8 protein-coding genes and 6 rRNA genes are annotated in these 23,308 nt (G+C 55.5%); 5 read left to right on the top strand and 9 right to left on the bottom strand.

Annotation, left to right across the window (positions count from 1 at the left end):
* Positions 1–82: 82 nt before the first annotated feature.
* The 3 genes from I6J19_RS03245 to I6J19_RS03235 are packed head-to-tail and all read left to right on the top strand — an operon-like array spanning position 83 to position 4,572.
* Complete coding sequence (locus I6J19_RS03245) at positions 83–1,114, top strand: pseudouridine synthase (protein ID WP_038627031.1); 1,032 nt, start codon at positions 83–85, stop codon at positions 1,112–1,114.
* Positions 1,115–1,132: 18 nt separating this feature from the next.
* Complete coding sequence (locus I6J19_RS03240) at positions 1,133–1,927, top strand: ABC transporter ATP-binding protein (RefSeq protein WP_016421690.1); 795 nt, start codon at positions 1,133–1,135, stop codon at positions 1,925–1,927.
* A gap of 20 nt (positions 1,928–1,947) precedes the next feature.
* A complete protein-coding gene (locus I6J19_RS03235; RefSeq protein WP_038627033.1) occupies positions 1,948–4,572 on the top strand; it encodes an ABC transporter permease in 2,625 nt (874 codons plus the stop codon).
* Positions 4,573–4,683: 111 nt separating this feature from the next.
* Here I6J19_RS03235 and I6J19_RS03230 read toward each other — a convergent pair whose 3' ends face one another.
* From I6J19_RS03230 to I6J19_RS03210, 5 genes are all read right to left on the bottom strand, one after another.
* Positions 4,684–5,127, bottom strand: a complete 444-nt coding sequence (locus tag I6J19_RS03230; protein ID WP_038627034.1) for a DUF2871 domain-containing protein — start codon at positions 5,125–5,127, stop codon at positions 4,684–4,686.
* A 90-nt stretch (positions 5,128–5,217) separates the two neighbouring features.
* Positions 5,218–5,973: an SDR family NAD(P)-dependent oxidoreductase gene (locus tag I6J19_RS03225; protein WP_187402518.1), complete on the bottom strand. Its 756-nt coding sequence runs from the start codon at positions 5,971–5,973 to the stop codon at positions 5,218–5,220.
* 227 nt (positions 5,974–6,200) lie between these two features.
* Positions 6,201–6,317, bottom strand: a 5S ribosomal RNA gene (gene rrf, locus I6J19_RS03220).
* 107 nt (positions 6,318–6,424) lie between these two features.
* Positions 6,425–9,516, bottom strand: a 23S ribosomal RNA gene (locus I6J19_RS03215).
* A gap of 386 nt (positions 9,517–9,902) precedes the next feature.
* Positions 9,903–11,422: ribosomal RNA gene (locus I6J19_RS03210) — 16S ribosomal RNA — on the bottom strand.
* Together the 16S, 23S and 5S rRNA genes form the textbook arrangement of a ribosomal RNA operon.
* A gap of 812 nt (positions 11,423–12,234) precedes the next feature.
* Here I6J19_RS03210 and I6J19_RS03205 point away from each other — a divergent pair.
* The gene (locus I6J19_RS03205; protein WP_038627038.1) at positions 12,235–13,683 is read left to right on the top strand and encodes a nucleobase:cation symporter-2 family protein; all 1,449 of its coding nucleotides are present in this window, start codon (positions 12,235–12,237) and stop codon (positions 13,681–13,683) included.
* A 537-nt stretch (positions 13,684–14,220) separates the two neighbouring features.
* Here I6J19_RS03205 and rrf (I6J19_RS03200) read toward each other — a convergent pair.
* The 4 genes from rrf (I6J19_RS03200) to I6J19_RS03185 all read right to left on the bottom strand — a co-directional run bounded on the left by rrf (I6J19_RS03200) (position 14,221) and on the right by I6J19_RS03185 (position 21,416).
* Positions 14,221–14,337: ribosomal RNA gene (rrf, locus tag I6J19_RS03200) — 5S ribosomal RNA — on the bottom strand.
* A 107-nt stretch (positions 14,338–14,444) separates the two neighbouring features.
* Positions 14,445–17,534 (bottom strand): 23S ribosomal RNA (locus I6J19_RS03195).
* Between the two features lie 386 nt (positions 17,535–17,920).
* Positions 17,921–19,440 (bottom strand): 16S ribosomal RNA (locus I6J19_RS03190).
* Positions 19,441–20,138: 698 nt separating this feature from the next.
* Positions 20,139–21,416 (bottom strand): MFS transporter, encoded by a 1,278-nt coding sequence (locus tag I6J19_RS03185; protein WP_038627040.1) that lies wholly within the window; start codon positions 21,414–21,416, stop codon positions 20,139–20,141.
* Positions 21,417–21,677: 261 nt separating this feature from the next.
* On the opposite strand from I6J19_RS03185, the gene I6J19_RS03180 reads away from it, so the two are divergent.
* Complete coding sequence (locus I6J19_RS03180; RefSeq protein ID WP_038627042.1) at positions 21,678–23,249, top strand: NYN domain-containing protein; 1,572 nt, start codon at positions 21,678–21,680, stop codon at positions 23,247–23,249.
* Positions 23,250–23,308 lie beyond the last annotated feature (59 nt).

Below are 23,308 nucleotides of genomic sequence, written 5' to 3'. Positions count from 1 at the left end.
GGGGGCGATACCAACACCGCTCTGCCACAGCAACTCCGCTTGCCTGCCAGATGAATCCGGGGCACCTGTTAAAGTCAGCCGTATGCGTCGCATGCCACTGCCCATTCGCGATGGGCTCAACCCATCCCGCATCGCCGCTCCCGGGCGTCATGGCGATGCCCCCACCCGTGCGTGGGTTCTGCTCGCAGGCGCTATCGCAGGTCAAACCCATCGCCACCCGGACGATGATGAAGCGGCCGTAGCTAAACGCTTTGCAGATGGACTCGTCGTTCGCGCCAACTCAGTGCCGTACAGTCCAGATGACATGGTGAAGCCCGGCGCGGAAATGTGGTTTTACCGCACCCCGGCACCGGAGCGCACAATCGCGGGGCCGATGCCGATTGTCTTTCAAGATGACAACCTTGTGGTCGTCGACAAGCCGTCGTTTTTGGCAACGATGCCACGCGGCCGACACATCACGGAAACCGCTGTCGTACGCCTGCGGCGGGAGCTGGGAAATCCGGAGTTGGTTCCCGCGCATCGCCTCGACAGACTGACGTCGGGGTTGCTCATCTTTACCGCCCGGCGCGAAGTTCGTGGCGCCTACCAGGGGCTTTTCGCATCTGGGGAAGTTACTAAGCGCTATCACGCGCTGACATCGCCCACACCCATCGCTGGCGCGACCAGCGAAGCCCTGCCCGAGACCCCGCTGGAGTTGCGCACACGACAGCACAAAGTTGCTGGCCAGATGCAGGCTTATACTCTCGAGGGCGAGCCAAACGCCCACACCATCATCGAGCACATTTCGCTTGTCGACGTGCCTTCGGACGCCGACGACCTCGCTGCCGACAGTGGTCGCGTTGCGCTGTGGCAATTGAAACCCATCACCGGACGCACTCATCAGCTACGGCTGCACTTGAGTGAGCTGGGCTTTCCCATCCTGGGCGACCAGTACTACCCGGAGATTCTGCCGCTGGAGGCCGAGAATACCTCGGAGCCCCTGCACCTGGTCTGTGTAGAAATGAGTTTCGCTGACCCCGTGACTGGTGAACAACGAACGTTCCATTCCCGCCGCAGCGTTTTCAATCCGCTTTCGCTGCCGGATATTAATTCGCCGTTGATCAAATCTAATTAGAAGAGAACCCCCTCCCCCATGTCTGCCAAGCATGCACAACAATCCGCTAAATCATCCGCTGAATCTTCTTTGGAGCATTCCGCCCCACCAGCGGCGGCCTACGCTGAGAGGCTCACCAAGAAGTACGGTGTCGGCAATGCCGCTGTTACTGCACTGGACCATGTCGATATCTCTTTTGCCGCTGGTGAGTTCACCGCGATTATGGGCCCGTCCGGGTCCGGTAAGTCGACATTGATGCACTGCATGGCCGGTTTGGACTCCGCGACGTCGGGAAGCGCGTACATCGGCACGACGGATCTGTCGAAGCTGTCGGACAAGGAAATCACGGCGCTGCGGCGTGATCGCCTGGGCTTTGTGTTCCAGTCCTTCAACCTGGTGCCGACGTTGACGGCGGCAGAGAACATCACCCTGCCTATCAATATCGCTGGTCGGAAGGTGGATAAGCAGTGGTTCGAGGAAATCACCACACGCCTCGGGCTTAAAGAACGGCTTACGCACCGCCCCTCGGAACTGTCCGGTGGCCAGCAGCAGCGTGTCGCCTGTGCGCGTGCCATCGTCAGCCGGCCGGAGATCATTTTTGGCGATGAGCCGACGGGCAACTTGGACTCGAACTCATCTCGTGAGGTATTGACGATTCTCCGCGATGCGGTTGATGACATCGGCCAAACCGTCGTCATTGTGACGCATGATGCCACCGCCGCGTCCTACGCAGACCGTGTTGTGTTCCTCGCGGATGGCCGCGTGGTTGACGAGCTTCGCAATCCCACGCCCGCCGATATCTTGGCGCGCATGGCAGATATTGAGAATCTTTAGGAAGGCAGGTCATCTCCCCCATGGCATCATCGTCTTCCACGCTGAGCCGCGTCGCCTGGCGCAACATCACCTCGCACAAGTTGCGCCTCGTGCTCACAATTATTTCGGTCGTGCTGGGCACGGCCTTCATCACCGGCGCATTTGTGTTCACATCATCGCTGGACAAGGCCTTTAAGGGCGCAATGAGTACCGCTTATGACGGTGTCGACGTGGTGGTGACGGCCCCTGCTGACAATCCCGGTGCGCTCACCAAAGAAACTGAACAGAAGGTAGAGAACTTCCCTGGGGTGCGCGCCCTCAACATCGGCAATCCCAACAACAGCATTACGGCCACGGGAGCCGATGGCAAGCCGATTCAGACCAATGGTTCGCCATCGTTGGGTCTTCCCTACTATCCAGCGGCCGAAGCAGTGGGCAACAAGGTCACGATTACCGAGGGACACGCACCGGAAGCACCAGGTGAGGTGGTCGTCAATTCCACCACCGCCGAACTCGGCAACCTCCACGTCGGCACTGAAATCAAGGTGGCCACCCGTCTCGAGCGGGCGACGGTGAAGGTTGTCGGCATCGCTGATACCTCCATCGACGAAACCGGCTATCTCACAGTCTTTTTCACCCAAGATCAGTGGCGAGAGCTCTACGGCGCGGACAGCCATATGGACATGTTCACCCTCGCTGCCGATTCCACCACCGACGCCGCCGCACTCACCCGTGACGTCGCGGCCGCGTTCCCCGAGCTCAAGGTAGAGGCCGGCTCTACGCTCGCCGACGAGGCTTCCGAACGTGTCTCCTCCGCCTTAAGCTTTGTTAACTACTTCCTCATCGCTTTTGGGCTCATCGGTCTGCTGGTCGGCATCTTCATCATCTCCAATACCTTCACCATGCTGGTCACTCAGCGCATGAAGGAATTCGCTCTCCTCCGCGCCCTCGGTGCTTCACGACGGCAGCTCACTGGGTCAGTCCTCTTGGAGGCATTCATTGTTGGCCTCATCGGTTCCGCACTAGGTGTAATCACGGGATTTGGGCTGAGCCAGGGGCTATTCATGCTTCTCGATGCCATGAGTATCTCCATGCCCGGCGACGGCCTGACATTCGAACCGGTGGCAGTTATCGTGCCGCTCATTGTCGGCGTGGTAATTACCATGATTGCCGCCTGGACGCCGGCCGCCCGCGCTGGCGCGGTCCCTCCTGTGGAAGCCATGCGCTCTGGAGATCAAACAACCAGCAATAGTCTCAGTGCTCGGACGTGGACCGGCGCAGTGCTGGCATCCGCTGCTATTGCAATCATTGCCTGGGCATTGCAGTGGAACGACGCGGAAACCAAGATTCGCGCCATCTTCGTTGGTGTCGGTGCGGTGATGGCCGTAGCCTCCGTCTGGCTTGTCGGCCCTGCACTGTCCATGCCTCTGATCGGAGGACTGGGGCGCGTCGTAGGTGCGCCTTTTGGAACCGTCGGCAAGCTTGCGGCAACGAACTCTCACCGCAATCCGCGCAGAACGGGAACCACATCGTTTGCACTGACGCTCGGACTTGCGCTGGTGACTGTGATCGGCATGTTCGGCGTGTCCATGAAGGAAGCGGTCAATGAGTGGTCAGAGACCAATCTGACGGCTGACTTCGTGCTCTCACCGCCTCTGACTGCGCATTCGGCCCTGCCTCTTGGTGTCGAGGACGCGGTGAAGGGTATCGATGGTGTCGAAGACACCGCAACGTTGTCGATTGGTGCCCTACTGGTGATCCCGCCTGAAGAAGCCGCCACGATGATGACTGCCGACGGCGAACAAACTGAAGTCGGACCGGAATCTAGCAATGTGTCGGTTTTCAACTCCAACGTCGGCAAATGGTACGGCACTCGCGCCCTCCAAGGATCCCTTAATCTAGCCAAGCCAGATGCGGGAATTGTCATCAGCGAATCAACGGCGAAAAAGAATAGTTGGAACGTTGACACTGAACTTGCAGTGGTTTCCAAAGGCGGCGTAACACGGCTCCCTGTCACCGGCATTTTTGCTGATACAAGAGATCCAGGCCAGTCGATTTTTGTCTCCTACGAAGCCGCCCATAAATATGTCAAGAGCAGCCACCTGTTGCCCTTCCAGACCTACGTCGATGTCTCCGATTCCATCGCAGCAGATGACAGCGCCATGGCTGAGATGAAACAGAAGCTTAGCGGCGCCGTTGCAGACTACCTTGTAGTACAAGTGATGACTGCCAAGGAGTTCGCGGGCCTGGCTAATGCCTCTATCGATGTCATGCTGGGAATCGTGTACGCACTGCTGGCACTGGCGGTCATCATTTCGATTCTGGGAATTATCAATACTGTCGCGCTCTCAGTTGTCGAGCGCCGCCAGGAGATTGGCATGCTTCGAGCCGTCGGCCTGCAGCGCTCAGGGATTCGCCGGATGATTCGCCTGGAATCTGTGGAAATCTCCATTTTCGGCGCGGTTGTGGGTATTGTCCTCGGCTTGTTCCTTGGCTGGTCACTGCTGACCGTGCTGAAGGATGAGGGCCTGAATACTATTGCGGTACCGTGGCTGCAGGTTGTTCTCATGCTGCTTGGGTCTGCGCTTGTAGGCGTTATTGCTGCTCTCGGACCTGGTCAGAAGGCCGCAAAGACACCACCTCTGGCCGCTATCGCAGACGAATAGTCGCCGCTATATGAAAGCACCCCGCGCAGATATAGTTTCTGCACGGGGTTTTATTTCGCCTTATCGCCTAGGCGGTATCAGCTATCCGACTCACGCATTTCCACTGGAAATTTATACGGCTGCGTTGGCCTTGCGATCCACGCGTTCACGATTCTTCAGCGCCTTATTGAGAAGCATAAAGAACCACACAAAGCCAACCGTCAGGATAATGTGGCCGAGTCCTGCAATTCCCGAGTACATCGGACCCCAGGCCTCCGGGCCTGAAACAACGTGGACAATACCGTTTGCCACCATCATGCCGATCGTCCAAACAATGCCGACATTCTGAACAATGAACCAGCGATCAAAGCCCTTGACAGCTGAAATATTGAATTGACCATCCAATGCCAGCGCAACCAAGAAAAAGATCGTGCCAAGGACAAGGAAATGCGTGTGCAGCGTATTGAGCTGCGTTTTATCGCCAAAATCCATCGCACGGGTAAATTCACGATAGAAAACGCCAGAAAACAGACCAAGACCGAGGTAGACCGAAGCGGCTGTGAATAACTTACGCATACTTCGTAGCCTACTCAGAAAACACTGGCTTCTACATGGACTAAACCCAGGGGGTTAAACGAAAGTTTGATACCGCGAAACTAGAGGGCCTCAAACTAACCGCGCGAATCGAGCCACCACACGTTTCGGCACAGCCTTAAATAGAGCCATCACCAGACCATATAGACCGGGTGCGACCTCCGCTCGGTCGCTCTCCGCTGCACGTAACGTGCCCTCCACCAGATAACTGAGATTCTGATCAGGCATAAGACGCAACTTCACCGACTTCGCCTGCTTCACGACGTCCCGGAGCGCCTTGGTCTTAACCTTTCCCGGGTAGCAAATAGTTACAGTTACACCATTAGGCTTTAATTCATCCCTAAGGCTGATACCCCAATGCCGAATAAACGCCTTCGACGCTGTGTACACTGCGAGCCCTGGAGTTGGTGCTACAGCAGAGATCGACGAAACCAGAATAATGTGGCCATTCTCTTCGAATAGATCGTTTAGAGAGTAAACCGCTGCGACCGTTCCGCGAATATTCATCTGTATCATTTGATCAGCCCGCGAAAAATCCTGGGTATTAACATCGCCATAATTCGCGTACGCGGCATTGAGGATTAAATAAACTATCGTCGCGTGATGGCGCTCAACACGATTCCGGAGCCTATCGCCAAAATCATCATCGGACTGGTCTAGACGAAGATATCGAAGACGCGGACCTTGGGTCCTAGAGTGTTCAGCGGCCTCGCTGGAAGGATCATCGTTGTAGCTACGAGAGATACACCAGATTTCATCTAGGTCTGGACGTAGCTGCCCGAGCCTATCGGCGAAGACGGCACCTATGCCACGAGATGCTCCAGTCACGATTCCCACTCGCATGATTTCCAAGATACAGCTGACTGGTTCAGGCAATTAAAACGGCGCCGACCAAGAGTGCTGTATGGGAATAAACATGCCGACAAAAAGATACAGTGTTAAAACACTTACGCTAGTTTATGTCGTTTACTTGTGGGTAAAACAAAAGCGGGCCGCAGCCACCACCCCACAACAACAAAGGGGAGCAACCACGACCCACAAACAAAAAATATTCATGCCGGCGGCGACCTACTCTCCCACACCCTCCCGAGTGCAGTACCATCGGCGCTGGTGGACTTAGCTTCCGGGTTCGGAATGGGACCGGGCGTGACCCCACCGCTAACACCACCGACAAAAACCAGGCAACAACCAACCCCACCACAAAACTTCGGGTGGGTGGTGTCATGCCAGACACTGAACAGTAGACGCGAGCAAAAACCCTAATTTTTCACACTCTCTTGTGTGTTGAATGTTTGGTCTATTAGTACCGGTCACCTCCACACCTTACGATGCTTCCAGATCCGGCCTATCAACCCCATCATCTATAGGGGACCTCAAAAGAAACCTAATCTTGGAACAGGCTTCCCGCTTAGATGCTTTCAGCGGTTATCCCTTCCGTACGTAGCCAACCAGCCATGCCCCAGGCGGGACAACTGGCACACCAGAGGTACGTCCATCCCGGTCCTCTCGTACTAGGGACAGCCTTCCTCAAGTTTCTACGCGCGCGGCGGATAGAGACCGAACTGTCTCACGACGTTCTAAACCCAGCTCGCGTGCCGCTTTAATGGGCGAACAGCCCAACCCTTGGGACCTACTCCAGCCCCAGGATGCGACGAGCCGACATCGAGGTGCCAAACCATCCCGTCGATATGGACTCTTGGGGAAGATCAGCCTGTTATCCCCGGGGTACCTTTTATCCGTTGAGCGACACCGCTTCCACAAGCCGGTGCCGGATCACTAGTCCCTAGTTTCCTACCTGCTCGACCTGTCAGTCTCACAGTCAAGCTCCCTTGTGCACTTACACTCAACACCTGATTGCCAACCAGGCTGAGGGAACCTTTGGGCGCCTCCGTTACTCTTTGGGAGGCAACCGCCCCAGTTAAACTACCCACCAGGCACTGTCCCTAACCCGGATCACGGGCCGAGGTTGAGATGTCCAATACGATCAGAGTGGTATTTCAACAACGACTCCACCCCAACTGGCGTTGAGGCATCACAGTCTCCCACCTATCCTACACAAACCGAACCGAACACCAATACCAAGCTATAGTGAAGGTCCCGGGGTCTTTTCGTCCTGCCGCGCGTAACGAGCATCTTTACTCGTACTGCAATTTCGCCGGGTCTGTGGTTGAGACAGCAGGGAAGTCGTTACGCCATTCGTGCAGGTCGGAACTTACCCGACAAGGAATTTCGCTACCTTAGGATGGTTATAGTTACCACCGCCGTTTACTGGGGCTTAAATTCTCCGCTTCGACCCCACAAGGAATCTAACAGGTCCTCTTAACCTTCCAGCACCGGGCAGGCGTCAGTCCGTATACATCGACTTAAACGTCTTCGCACGGACCTGTGTTTTTAGTAAACAGTCGCTTCCCTCTATTCTCTGCGGCCACAACCAGCTCAACCACGTCGGTCACCAGTCATGGCCCCCCTTCTCCCGAAGTTACGGGGGCATTTTGCCGAGTTCCTTAACCACAGTTCTCCCGATCGCCTTAGTATTCTCTACCTGACTACCTGTGTCGGTTTCGGGTACGGGCCGTATATCCACATCGCTAGAGGCTTTTCTCGGCAGCATAGGATCACCAACTTCCCCAAATACGGGTACGCATCACGCCTCACCCACTGTGCTCCGGATTTACCTAGAACACGGGCCACACGCTTACACCACGATATCCATCACGTGGCACGGCTACCTTCCTGCGTCACCCCATCACTTGGCTACTACCAGTTCAGGTCCCCAGCATCACACACACCAACCAACCCAAAAGGCTAGTAAACGGCGCATGTTCAGGTGGGTTAGTATCCCTGATTCACCATGGGCGCGGACACACGGGTACGGGAATATCAACCCGTTATCCATCGACTACGCCTGTCGGCCTCGCCTTAGGCCCCGACTCACCCTGGGAGGATTAACCTGGCCCAGGAACCCTTAGTCATTCGGCGGAGGAGTTTTCCACTCCTCATTCGCTACTCATGCCTGCATTCTCACTCGCGCACACTCCACACTAGGGTTACCCCAGCGCTTTACAGCAGTCACGCGACGCTCCCCTACCCAACCACCACAAAAGATGATTGCCGCGGCTTCGGCGGTGTACTTGAGCCCCACTACATTGTCGGCGCAGAACCACTCGACCAGTGAGCTATTACGCACTCTTTCAAGGATGGCTGCTTCTAAGCCAACCTCCTGGTTGTCTTCGCGATCCCACATCCTTTTCCACTTAGCACACCCTTAGGGGCCTTAGCCGGCGATCTGGGCTGTTTCCCTCTCGACTACGAAGCTTATCCCCCGCAGTCTCACTGCCGTGCTCTCACCTGACCTGGCATTCGGAGTTTGGCTGATGTCGCTAAGATGATAGTCCCGCTAAACCAACCAGTAGCTCTACCTCCAGGAGGAAACACACGACGCTGCACCTAAATGCATTTCGGGGAGAACCAGCTATCACGGAGTTTGATTGGCCTTTCACCCCTACCCACAACTCATCCCCTCAGTTTTCAACCTAAGTGGGTTCGCGCCTCCACAGAGTCTTACCTCTGCTTCACACTGGCCATGGGTAGATCACCCCGCTTCGGGTCCAGGACATGCCACTAAAAACACACTAGTTAGTATTCGCTTTCGCTACGACTACCCCACCAAACGGGTTAACCTCGCGACATGCCGCTGACTCGCAGGCTCATTCTTCAAAAGGCACGCCATCACCCCACACGGAGGCTCTGACGGATTGTAAGCACATGGTTTCAGGTACTATTTCACTCCCCTCCCGGGGTACTTTTCACCATTCCCTCACGGTACTAATCCGCTATCGGTCATAAGCAGGTATTTAGGCTTACCGGGTGGTCCCGGCAGATTCACAGCAGATTCCACGAGCCCGCTGCTACTCGGGCAACACACCAATTGCAGATGCGAGTGTTTCACGTACCGGACTCTCACCGTCTACGGCAGGACATTCCAATCCACTTCCGCTACACCCACACACACGCAACGCAGGACTAGCAGACCCTGCAACAATGCATCCCCACAACCCCACGCACGCAAACCCTGCCAGGTATCACACGCACGCGGTTTAGCCTCATCCACGTTCGTTCGCCACTACTAACGGAATCACAATTGTTTTCTACTCCTACGGGTACTGAGATGTTTCACTTCCCCGCGTAACCACCAATTAGACTATGAATTCATCTAACGGCGACCGCCCACAACGACGGCCAGGTTTCCCCATTCGGACACCCTCGGATCAACGCTTAGTTGGCAGCTCCCCGAGGCCTATCGCAGCCTCTCACGTCCTTCATCGGCCTACTATGCCAAGGCATCCACCATGCGCCCTTACAACACAACACACAAATACTCAAGAACAATCACAAACAGAAAAACTGCTTGACAAAATCGAACTTACAGAAAAACAAGATGCTCGCGTCCACTATCCAGTTCTCACACAACACCCACACACCACAGAACAAACCACCACACAGCAGCCCGCCTGCAGCACGCAGCAACCTGTACAACAGGAACAACAACACGTGTGTCATCCCAGACACCCAACAGCGCACCAACAACCAACCAACACAAAAAAGGAAAGCACCTTAAACGTTTAATCATCACTTACACACGCGCAGACCACCATCACTTCAGCAGCCTGACCAGCAGGTGTTCCACCCAAAAAACAAAAAAGCCACACGCCACCAACACGATGACACATGACACAAAGAAAAAATAATCTCCTTAGAAAGGAGGTGATCCAGCCGCACCTTCCGGTACGGCTACCTTGTTACGACTTCGTCCCAATCGCCAATCCCACCTTCGACAGCTCCCTAACGAGTTTAGGCCACTGGCTTCGGGTGTTACCGACTTTCATGACGTGACGGGCGGTGTGTACAAGGCCCGGGAACGTATTCACCGCAGCGTTGCTGATCTGCGATTACTAGCGACTCCGACTTCACGGGGTCGAGTTGCAGACCCCGATCCGAACTGAGACCGGCTTTACGGGATTAGCTCGCCCTCACGGACTGGCAACCCACTGTACCGACCATTGTAGCATGTGTGAAGCCCTGGACATAAGGGGCATGATGATTTGACGTCATCCCCACCTTCCTCCGAGTTAACCCCGGCAGTTTCTTACGAGTCCCCACCACAACGTGCTGGCAACATAAGACAAGGGTTGCGCTCGTTGCGGGACTTAACCCAACATCTCACGACACGAGCTGACGACAACCATGCACCACCTGTATACAAGCCACAAGGGAAACACCATCTCTGGCGCGATCCTGTATATGTCAAGCCCAGGTAAGGTTCTTCGCGTTGCATCGAATTAATCCACATGCTCCGCCGCTTGTGCGGGCCCCCGTCAATTCCTTTGAGTTTTAGCCTTGCGGCCGTACTCCCCAGGCGGGGCGCTTAATGCGTTAGCTACGGCACGGATCCCGTGGAAGGAAACCCACACCTAGCGCCCACCGTTTACGGCATGGACTACCAGGGTATCTAATCCTGTTCGCTCCCCATGCTTTCGCTCCTCAGCGTCAGTTACTGCCCAGAGACCCGCCTTCGCCACCGGTGTTCCTCCTGATATCTGCGCATTTCACCGCTACACCAGGAATTCCAGTCTCCCCTACAGTACTCAAGTTATGCCCGTATCGCCTGCACGCCCGGAGTTAAGCCCCGGAATTTCACAGACGACGCGACAAACCACCTACGAGCTCTTTACGCCCAGTAATTCCGGACAACGCTCGCACCCTACGTATTACCGCGGCTGCTGGCACGTAGTTAGCCGGTGCTTCTTCTCCATCTACCGTCAGAAACCCTTCGTCGATGGTGAAAGGAGTTTACAACCCGAAGGCCGTCATCCCCCACGCGGCGTCGCTGCATCAGGCTTCCGCCCATTGTGCAATATTCCCCACTGCTGCCTCCCGTAGGAGTCTGGGCCGTGTCTCAGTCCCAATGTGGCCGTCCACCCTCTCAGGCCGGCTACCCGTCGCCGCCTTGGTAGGCCATTACCCCACCAACAAGCTGATAGGCCGCGGGCCCATCCCACACCGAAAAAACTTTCCACCACAGCATCCACACCATGGTCCTATCCGGTATTAGACCCAGTTTCCCAGGCTTATCCCGAAGTGCAGGGCAGGTCACCCACGTGTTACTCACCCGTTCGCCACTCGTGTACCCCAGCAAGCTGGAGCCTTACCGTTCGACTTGCATGTGTTAAGCACGCCGCCAGCGTTCGTCCTGAGCCAGGATCAAACCCTCCATCAAAAACCCTTCAAATCAGAAGAATCACAAAACAATGAAAGGCCCAAAAACCTGACAAAAACAAAACAAACAACCACCACACACCACAACAGTGCGCGGCCTGGCCGTTATCCAAAAAACGTTCCCTCTCCCGAACCGACGAGGCCAAAAGAAAAAGGAACAAAACCATGATCTTTCCCACAAATGAAAAAACCACGCGAAAAGCACCCAAACAAGGCGCCGCCACGCAATCCATCACCCGCAAGCACAAAAGGACCCAAAACAAACAAAGGCCCCGGCACCCACCAGCAACACACACGCAAACGACAACCAAACAAGCACTTTCCCAAAAAAGTATTAGTTAGTACATCGGCACACTATTGAGTTCTCACACAACACACACCCACAAAACAACCACCACAACCAAGCAGCAGCCACCCCGCGAGCAGCAAAAGAAGACTTTACCTTCACTACAAACACAAGTCAAACCGACCGTGAATACAAAGTAAACTCTCCCCCACATCACCACAACAAGCAATCACATCGCCCTGTCGCGCTGACCCCGGCTACATTACACACACTTCACACATAACGCGAACCTGCAGGTCACAAGGCCTTTCTAGTGTATTTCCGAGCTAATAGAAAACCATAACCCTAGAGTCTCGCTTAAAGCTGTTCCGCAATGCATTCGTTCAGTGGCCTCCCACGCACACTCACGAGTTATCTCAGCAAAGTGGCGTGGCCCGATCGCCTCGTCGTAAAGCGAGATGGAGCGAAACCACCCCAATAGAAAGCTCCAGTGAGGAAAACCTGGACTAGGGAACTAAAGTCGAACTGTGACTACATCAACGAAGACCGATACTCAGACGGTTCATCCGGTCGATGAGTATCCGGGCCATGTGAAACTGCTTGTACTCGGCTTTCAACATGTGCTCGCCGCGTATGCAGGCGCGGTGGCAGTCCCGCTTTTCGTGGGCTGGGCACTTGTGGATGCCGGGCGTATGTCCCCATCCGATATTCCGCACCTAATTGCTGCGGACCTGTTTGTTGCAGGCATCGCCACCATCGTACAGTCGGTGGGTATTTGGCGATTTGGTGTGCGACTACCACTGATTCAGGGCTGTACCTTCTCTGCCGCGATTCCGATGGTTACTATCGGATCGCAATACGGCGTACCCGCAATCTACGGTTCGGTGATTGCATCGGGCATTTTCATGATGCTCTTTGCACCGCTTTTTGCGTCGCTTCTACGCCTATTTCCGCCGTTGGTCACTGGCACGGTGCTATTGATTATCGGCACGACGCTTATGCCAGTCGCAGCCGACTGGGTTGGTGGCGGTGCTGAAGTCAAGGACACTCCAGATTTCGGCGCACCTCAAAACTTGGCAGTAGCTGCGTTTGTGTTGGCCTTAATTCTCAGTATTGAGCGATGGGCACCAGAATGGCTCGCCCGCATTGCCGTTCTAGTGGGCATGATCTCCGGATTGCTGCTATGCATTCCATTGGGAATGGTGGATTGGTCTGGAACTAAGGACTCACCAGTCTTCGGGTTGACGCATCCATTCTACTTTGGCATGCCTGAATTCGTCCTCTCCGCTGTATTTGCCATGTGCATTGTTTCGCTTGTGACTATGGTCGAAGCGACTGGCGACGTACTTGCAATCGGCGAGATTACCGAATCCGAGATTGATAATCACCGTATTGCCGACACACTGCGTGCCGACGGTGCTGCGACCGTAATTGGCGGTATTTTCAATACCTTCCAATACACGGCGTTTGCCCAGAACATTGGCGTCCTATCCATCACGGGCGTACGTTCCCGATGGGTTACCGCAGCTGCAGGTGGAATGCTGCTGATTCTGGGTTTGATTCCAAAGACGGCCGCTCTCGTTGCCGCTATCCCAGCTCCAGTTTTGGGAGGTGCCGGTATTGCCTTGTTCGGTATGGTCGCAGCATCGGGCGTCCGCACTCTATCCAAGGTTAAGTTCACTGAATCCAACGTGATTGTCGTGGGTATTCCGTTGGCATTGGCATTACTTCCTGCTGTATCGCCCGAACTATTCTCCGGACTACCGGCATGGGCGCAAACGTTTATGGCTTCAGGTATCTGCGTAGGTTCCGTCGCTGCTATCATCTTGAATCTTTTGTTCAACACCGCCGACCGTGCACCGCACGCCGTTACTCCGAGTGCTCACGACACCTTCCGCGGAGGTATTAACTCGGAAGATAAGGACCACGACGGCTACGGAGACGTCCCGTCGGCTAAGCCGAGCAGTAATAACTAACCTCGGTACTTTGATTAGCGCGACTGCATAGCTTAATCCCAGACAGGGCTAACCTAACTAAATACGACACCCTCCCGTATGGGCGCAGGCAATACCTCACCTATACGGGATTTTCTTTTGGCGCGATCGAGGAAGCCGCCACAGCATCTCGTAGGTACGAGTCGAAAATCAGAGCTGACTACTAAGTAAGCGTATGTCTCTCTATTTGGACAGCTTGGTAATAAAGCCTCAATTGAGACCGAGGTATCAGTATGTAGGGATAAGTGGCGGTGATAGTCACAGAAGTGCAATAGATGAATCGCACACACCAACAAGCTAAGTGCCAGAATTCGAGGAGCCTCCGCGACCGGTCTACTGCGCACCGGGCCCCTTCCAAATACCCACCACCAAGCAAAATCAATGGCTATCACCGAAACATAAGCTACGACATCTATCGATTGAATGTTGTTTACTTGTGGGTAAAACAAAAGCGGGCCGCAGCCACCACCCCACAACAACAAAGGGGAGCAACCACGACCCACAAACAAAAAATATTCATGCCGGCGGCGACCTACTCTCCCACACCCTCCCGAGTGCAGTACCATCGGCGCTGGTGGACTTAGCTTCCGGGTTCGGAATGGGACCGGGCGTGACCCCACCGCTAACACCACCGACAAAAACCAGGCAACAACCAACCCCACCACAAAACTTCGGGTGGGTGGTGTCATGCCAGACACTGAACAGTAGACGCGAGCAAAAACCCTAATTTTTCACACTCTCTTGTGTGTTGAATGTTTGGTCTATTAGTACCGGTCACCTCCACACCTTACGATGCTTCCAGATCCGGCCTATCAACCCCATCATCTATAGGGGACCTCAAAAGAAACCTAATCTTGGAACAGGCTTCCCGCTTAGATGCTTTCAGCGGTTATCCCTTCCGTACGTAGCCAACCAGCCATGCCCCAGGCGGGACAACTGGCACACCAGAGGTACGTCCATCCCGGTCCTCTCGTACTAGGGACAGCCTTCCTCAAGTTTCTACGCGCGCGGCGGATAGAGACCGAACTGTCTCACGACGTTCTAAACCCAGCTCGCGTGCCGCTTTAATGGGCGAACAGCCCAACCCTTGGGACCTACTCCAGCCCCAGGATGCGACGAGCCGACATCGAGGTGCCAAACCATCCCGTCGATATGGACTCTTGGGGAAGATCAGCCTGTTATCCCCGGGGTACCTTTTATCCGTTGAGCGACACCGCTTCCACAAGCCGGTGCCGGATCACTAGTCCCTAGTTTCCTACCTGCTCGACCTGTCAGTCTCACAGTCAAGCTCCCTTGTGCACTTACACTCAACACCTGATTGCCAACCAGGCTGAGGGAACCTTTGGGCGCCTCCGTTACTCTTTGGGAGGCAACCGCCCCAGTTAAACTACCCACCAGGCACTGTCCCTAACCCGGATCACGGGCCGAGGTTGAGATGTCCAATACGATCAGAGTGGTATTTCAACAACGACTCCACCCCAACTGGCGTTGAGGCATCACAGTCTCCCACCTATCCTACACAAACCGAACCGAACACCAATACCAAGCTATAGTGAAGGTCCCGGGGTCTTTTCGTCCTGCCGCGCGTAACGAGCATCTTTACTCGTACTGCAATTTCGCCGGGTCTGTGGTTGAGACAGCAGGGAAGTCGTTACGCCATTCGTGCAGGTCGGAACTTACCCGACAAGGAATTTCGCTACCTTAGGATGGTTATAGTTACCACCGCCGTTTACTGGGGCTTAAATTCTCCGCTTCGACCACAAATGATCTAACAGGTCCTCTTAACCTTCCAGCACCGGGCAGGCGTCAGTCCGTATACATCGACTTAAACGTCTTCGCACGGACCTGTGTTTTTAGTAAACAGTCGCTTCCCTCTATTCTCTGCGGCCACAACCAGCTCAACCACGTCGGTCACCAGTCATGGCCCCCCTTCTCCCGAAGTTACGGGGGCATTTTGCCGAGTTCCTTAACCACAGTTCTCCCGATCGCCTTAGTATTCTCTACCTGACTACCTGTGTCGGTTTCGGGTACGGGCCGTATATCCACATCGCTAGAGGCTTTTCTCGGCAGCATAGGATCACCAACTTCCCCAAATACGGGTACGCATCACGCCTCACCCACTGTGCTCCGGATTTACCTAGAACACGGGCCACACGCTTACACCACGATATCCATCACGTGGCACGGCTACCTTCCTGCGTCACCCCATCACTTGGCTACTACCAGTTCAGGTCCCCAGCATCACACACACCAACCAACCCAAAAGGCTAGTAAACGGCGCATGTTCAGGTGGGTTAGTATCCCTGATTCACCATGGGCGCGGACACACGGGTACGGGAATATCAACCCGTTATCCATCGACTACGCCTGTCGGCCTCGCCTTAGGCCCCGACTCACCCTGGGAGGATTAACCTGGCCCAGGAACCCTTAGTCATTCGGCGGAGGAGTTTTCCACTCCTCATTCGCTACTCATGCCTGCATTCTCACTCGCGCACACTCCACACTAGGGTTACCCCAGCGCTTCACAGCAGTCACGCGACGCTCCCCTACCCAACCACCACAAAAGATGATTGCCGCGGCTTCGGCGGTGTACTTGAGCCCCACTACATTGTCGGCGCAGAACCACTCGACCAGTGAGCTATTACGCACTCTTTCAAGGATGGCTGCTTCTAAGCCAACCTCCTGGTTGTCTTCGCGATCCCACATCCTTTTCCACTTAGCACACCCTTAGGGGCCTTAGCCGGCGATCTGGGCTGTTTCCCTCTCGACTACGAAGCTTATCCCCCGCAGTCTCACTGCCGTGCTCTCACCTGACCTGGCATTCGGAGTTTGGCTGATGTCGCTAAGATGATAGTCCCGCTAAACCAACCAGTAGCTCTACCTCCAGGAGGAAACACACGACGCTGCACCTAAATGCATTTCGGGGAGAACCAGCTATCACGGAGTTTGATTGGCCTTTCACCCCTACCCACAACTCATCCCCTCAGTTTTCAACCTAAGTGGGTTCGCGCCTCCACAGAGTCTTACCTCTGCTTCACACTGGCCATGGGTAGATCACCCCGCTTCGGGTCCAGGACATGCCACTAAAAACACACTAGTTAGTATTCGCTTTCGCTACGACTACCCCACCAAACGGGTTAACCTCGCGACATGCCGCTGACTCGCAGGCTCATTCTTCAAAAGGCACGCCATCACCCCACACGGAGGCTCTGACGGATTGTAAGCACATGGTTTCAGGTACTATTTCACTCCCCTCCCGGGGTACTTTTCACCATTCCCTCACGGTACTAATCCGCTATCGGTCATAAGCAGGTATTTAGGCTTACCGGGTGGTCCCGGCAGATTCACAGCAGATTCCACGAGCCCGCTGCTACTCGGGCAACACACCAATTGCAGATGCGAGTGTTTCACGTACCGGACTCTCACCGTCTACGGCAGGACATTCCAATCCACTTCCGCTACACCCACACACACGCAACGCAGGACTAGCAGACCCTGCAACAATGCATCCCCACAACCCCACGCACGCAAACCCTGCCAGGTATCACACGCACGCGGTTTAGCCTCATCCACGTTCGTTCGCCACTACTAACGGAATCACAATTGTTTTCTACTCCTACGGGTACTGAGATGTTTCACTTCCCCGCGTAACCACCAATTAGACTATGAATTCATCTAACGGCGACCGCCCACAACGACGGCCAGGTTTCCCCATTCGGACACCCTCGGATCAACGCTTAGTTGGCAGCTCCCCGAGGCCTATCGCAGCCTCTCACGTCCTTCATCGGCCTACTATGCCAAGGCATCCACCATGCGCCCTTACAACACAACACACAAATACTCAAGAACAATCACAAACAGAAAAACTGCTTGACAAAATCGAACTTACAGAAAAACAAGATGCTCGCGTCCACTATCCAGTTCTCACACAACACCCACACACCACAGAACAAACCACCACACAGCAGCCCGCCTGCAGCACGCAGCAACCTGTACAACAGGAACAACAACACGTGTGTCATCCCAGACACCCAACAGCGCACCAACAACCAACCAACACAAAAAAGGAAAGCACCTTAAACGTTTAATCATCACTTACACACGCGCAGACCACCATCACTTCAGCAGCCTGACCAGCAGGTGTTCCACCCAAAAAACAAAAAAGCCACACGCCACCAACACGATGACACATGACACAAAGAAAAAATAATCTCCTTAGAAAGGAGGTGATCCAGCCGCACCTTCCGGTACGGCTACCTTGTTACGACTTCGTCCCAATCGCCAATCCCACCTTCGACAGCTCCCTAACGAGTTTAGGCCACTGGCTTCGGGTGTTACCGACTTTCATGACGTGACGGGCGGTGTGTACAAGGCCCGGGAACGTATTCACCGCAGCGTTGCTGATCTGCGATTACTAGCGACTCCGACTTCACGGGGTCGAGTTGCAGACCCCGATCCGAACTGAGACCGGCTTTACGGGATTAGCTCGCCCTCACGGACTGGCAACCCACTGTACCGACCATTGTAGCATGTGTGAAGCCCTGGACATAAGGGGCATGATGATTTGACGTCATCCCCACCTTCCTCCGAGTTAACCCCGGCAGTTTCTTACGAGTCCCCACCACAACGTGCTGGCAACATAAGACAAGGGTTGCGCTCGTTGCGGGACTTAACCCAACATCTCACGACACGAGCTGACGACAACCATGCACCACCTGTATACAAGCCACAAGGGAAACACCATCTCTGGCGCGATCCTGTATATGTCAAGCCCAGGTAAGGTTCTTCGCGTTGCATCGAATTAATCCACATGCTCCGCCGCTTGTGCGGGCCCCCGTCAATTCCTTTGAGTTTTAGCCTTGCGGCCGTACTCCCCAGGCGGGGCGCTTAATGCGTTAGCTACGGCACGGATCCCGTGGAAGGAAACCCACACCTAGCGCCCACCGTTTACGGCATGGACTACCAGGGTATCTAATCCTGTTCGCTCCCCATGCTTTCGCTCCTCAGCGTCAGTTACTGCCCAGAGACCCGCCTTCGCCACCGGTGTTCCTCCTGATATCTGCGCATTTCACCGCTACACCAGGAATTCCAGTCTCCCCTACAGTACTCAAGTTATGCCCGTATCGCCTGCACGCCCGGAGTTAAGCCCCGGAATTTCACAGACGACGCGACAAACCACCTACGAGCTCTTTACGCCCAGTAATTCCGGACAACGCTCGCACCCTACGTATTACCGCGGCTGCTGGCACGTAGTTAGCCGGTGCTTCTTCTCCATCTACCGTCAGAAACCCTTCGTCGATGGTGAAAGGAGTTTACAACCCGAAGGCCGTCATCCCCCACGCGGCGTCGCTGCATCAGGCTTCCGCCCATTGTGCAATATTCCCCACTGCTGCCTCCCGTAGGAGTCTGGGCCGTGTCTCAGTCCCAATGTGGCCGTCCACCCTCTCAGGCCGGCTACCCGTCGCCGCCTTGGTAGGCCATTACCCCACCAACAAGCTGATAGGCCGCGGGCCCATCCCACACCGAAAAAACTTTCCACCACAGCATCCACACCATGGTCCTATCCGGTATTAGACCCAGTTTCCCAGGCTTATCCCGAAGTGCAGGGCAGGTCACCCACGTGTTACTCACCCGTTCGCCACTCGTGTACCCCAGCAAGCTGGAGCCTTACCGTTCGACTTGCATGTGTTAAGCACGCCGCCAGCGTTCGTCCTGAGCCAGGATCAAACCCTCCATCAAAAACCCTTCAAATCAGAAGAATCACAAAACAATGAAAGGCCCAAAAACCTGACAAAAACAAAACAAACAACCACCACACACAACACCAATTGCATGCGGCCTGGCCGTTATCCAAAAAACGTTCCCTCTCCCGAACCGACGAGGCCAAAAGAAAAAGGAACAAAACCATGATCTTTCCCACAAATGAAAAAACCACGCGAAAAGCACCCAAACAAGGCGCCGCCACGCAATCCATCACCCGCAAGCACAAAAGGACCCAAAACAAACAAAGGCCCCGGCACCCACCAGCAACACACACGCAAACGACAACCAAACAAGCACTTTCCCAAAAAAGTATTAGTTAGTACATCGGCACACTATTGAGTTCTCACACAACACACACCCACAAAACAACCACCACAACCAAGCAGCAGCCACCCCGCGAGCAGCGAGAGAAAACATTAACAAACAATTAACCAGAAAGTCAAACCAACGACTCCCAGCGGCTAACCGCACGAAAACATTTCCCCCACATCAGCCAACCAAACACATAAACTGCCTGGCCGCGCTGACCTCTGAATACATTACACACACGCCCTTATTTAAGCGAATCCGCTGGTAGAACCATGAAAACAATTCACTTTAGTTAACCCCGTACGCCAAATCAGAGACTTCCTAAGGCTCGGTCGCTACTTGTCAGCAACTCAGCAACCGACCAATTACTTAGTCAGAGCCGCCTTGTCACCTGCGAGTCGTCGCCAAGCAGTGGCAGACGCGACACCCATCAGCGCACCCGCCCCCAGAAACACGCTGCCCGCACCCATCGCGGTAGCACCCAAACCAGCAACCGGCGGCAGGATGACCTGCGCCAAGCGGTTACCCATCAGCCGGATGGATAGCGCCTGAGCACGCACCTCGGCATCCACCAGGGAGCTCACCCACGTCATCGACATAGGCATGACAAAGCCCCACGCCAAGCCACAGATACCAACCGCGATAACCATCAGCCACGCACTCTGTAGCCACGGCATTGCCAAAAGCGGCAGGACACCGGCACAAACTGCAATGATAAGGACCCGATTGCGGTTAGCTTTGCGCAAAACAGTCGGCATGAGGGCTCGGGAAATAATCGCAAGACCACTACGCGCACCAAGGATCGCCGTCACCTCGGCAACACTAAAGCCCAGTTCACGTCCCAGCACCGGCACATATGCCGTCAACAGGTCAATGGCCACGATGACCGCAATTGAGACAGCCATGGCGCTGGACATGCCATCGATACGCAGGATGCTTAAGACCGATGCGCCACTGGCTTCGGCCTGCGCCGGTCGCCTCTCCTCCATCCGGCTGCGGTCGCTAACAGTCGACGCCGGAGAATACTCAGTTGAGCTAGCAGCTTGCACTTCGGCGGCTGCATTCGCTTCGTGCCGTCGATAAGCAGTTGCGACCGGCCAGCCGATGACCAGGGCGATCGCACCGATTCCCGTCATCGCCCAGAGCGCGGAAGTGGTGGCGGTCATGGCGCTGCCGTCGTGGTTGGGAGTGAGCAGACCCGCACCGACGATGCCGAGGAACTGCCCGACAGAGATTCCAAGCGTGAAGTATGCAAAGAGGCTATCAAGCCCGGCGACGCCGCCACGCAGGTGCGAAACCATGCCTTGAGCGGCGATGAGCGTGGTCATGTGGGCAAAACCCAGGGCCACGTAGCCGAGCAGAAGAATAGGTAGGTTCGGCGAGAGCGCCATTACTGCCGCAGCGATGACGGTGGCGACGAGACCGGAGTACATGACTTCGGTGGCACGATGGCTGTCGACAAGCTTGCCGGCGGGAAGCGCAATAATAAGAGGTACAAGTGAAAATGCGGCAGTGAACCAACCGACGGTGGCGGCGGAACCGCCAAAATCGAGGACTCGCCAAGAAAGCAGCACGCGACCGCCGTTGAAAACCGCTTGCCCCAACACAGTAATGAGAACCAATAGGCCGAACCAGCGTCTCATACCTGTTTGCAACTCCCCTTCTCCTGTGTGGTCGCACTCTTCGCGGGGTGATTTCTTTGCACGTCAATACCTAAATTGATCGGTGTTTTCTCGTCGGCTCGCACTTCTGCCAACCCGCGAAGAACGGTCAAAGCAATGCGGCTTATTAAGAATAGTCCCTGAAGTTAAACATGTTTAGCGCATAGAATGAATTATTCGGGCATCCTTGTCGATGTAACCGGTTTGCTTATTTAGTTAATAAAGAATCAGGAATTAGGAGCCATGCTTGAACGCACATTGGTGTTCGTCGATACGTCATATTTACTGGCGAGCTTTTACAACTCGTGGGAAACCGGAGCCCGCGGGCAATTAGAAATCGACCTTAGAGAAGTAGTTAGTGTCCTTGACCGAATGATTAACCAGCAGCTGAACCAGCCAGTTCAGCGGCAACTTTGGTACGACGGCATCCCGGAGTCGGGGCCGCATCGTTACCAGCGCTCACTGCGCACGATTGATGGTGTGCAGCTGCGCGCAGGTCAGCTCATTGAATGGGGTGACCGACGGACGCAGAAGGCCGTCGATACGCGACTCGTCGCAGACATGGTTGTCGCCGGCCTGCGCAACCAAGTTTCCGATATCGTGCTGGTCTCGGGCGATGCGGACATGCTGCCCGGCGTCGCTGAGGCTTCGGCCGCCGGTGTGCGCGTGCATCTCTACGGCTTCGGCTGGGACTCCATGTCCGGTGCACTTCGCCATGCCTGCGATTCGACGACAATCCTCGATCCCCGCGAGGACTTCGCCGACGCCATGCAGCTCAATGTCCTCGAGGGTCCAATCCCACCGGTCGTCCGCACGAATAAGCCGCTGGGCGATGCCGAACCAATCGAAGATCTCGGCGCCACCTGCGTACCGGATACGCGCATCACTCCTCCGGGCGAGGACTCGCTTGACGACGGCACGGAGAACACTCCCTCCGCTGCCGACGGTGACGTTGCTTCGCCGGAGGCCGGCACTCCGGAGGTTCCGCAGGACCAGCGCGTTGTGCCATCCCCCACGGCTGACCGCGACTCCGACTGTCGCAGCGAAGACAATGCCGCAGCCACGCCGACGGCCAAGGCCGACTCGCCGAAGTTCAACGAAGTCGAGCACGCGGCTAAGATGGGTGCCCGGGAAATCCCGGCGCAGGCTGAGCACCGCGCTGAGGTAGAGCGCACCGGCGGTTTGGAAGCTACACAGGTGGATTCCGCTGCTTCGGGCGTTTCGGCTGACTCGCCAACGCAGCCAGCGCAGCCAGCGCAGCCTTCTCCAGCGGCCATGCCCGGCGCGACAGTCAATACTGGCAGTGGGGCTGGTAACGACACTGCGAACAACATCGGAGCCGAGAATGCAAGCGCGTCTGCCTCCGATTCCGCGTCGTCGACTGCAACCGGCAGTGGGGAGTCGGCGACGGAGCCGTCGGCAAGCGAAGACGGTGCCAACGCGAGTCCACCGAAACCAAGCCCGCGGCCGAATCCTTCGATGATGGCGCCAAGGAGGAAGCTGCGTAGTCGATACGTGCCCCTGCCGAACGAGGTGTGGGCATCCGCGGGTTTCCAGACGCCGTTCGATGTGGGACAGCAGTACGCGAACTGGTGGTACGAGAATATTGCGAACGAGCAGGCGCGCGATAGTGCCCACTTGCTCTCTGGTGGTGGGCTGCCGCCGGACATTGATCGTCCGCTGCTGCAGTTTGCGTGCGAAACCCTGCACGAATACACGCTGACGGAGACGCAGCGCGTCAATCTGCGCGATGGTTTCCACGCCGGTATCCGCGGGGTGCTGCTCGCGCGGAAGAACGGCGAATTGGAGAAGTAGCGCGCCTCACGGCTTCGGCAGTTTCGATGGCTTCAGCACTACTGGCGCTACTGTCGCTG

This window comes from Corynebacterium amycolatum (genome assembly GCF_016889425.1).
Taxonomy (GTDB): Bacteria; Actinomycetota; Actinomycetes; order Mycobacteriales; family Mycobacteriaceae; genus Corynebacterium; species Corynebacterium amycolatum.
Note: the sequence above shows the minus strand (reverse complement) of the source record. Positions and strands in the feature narration are given on the sequence as shown.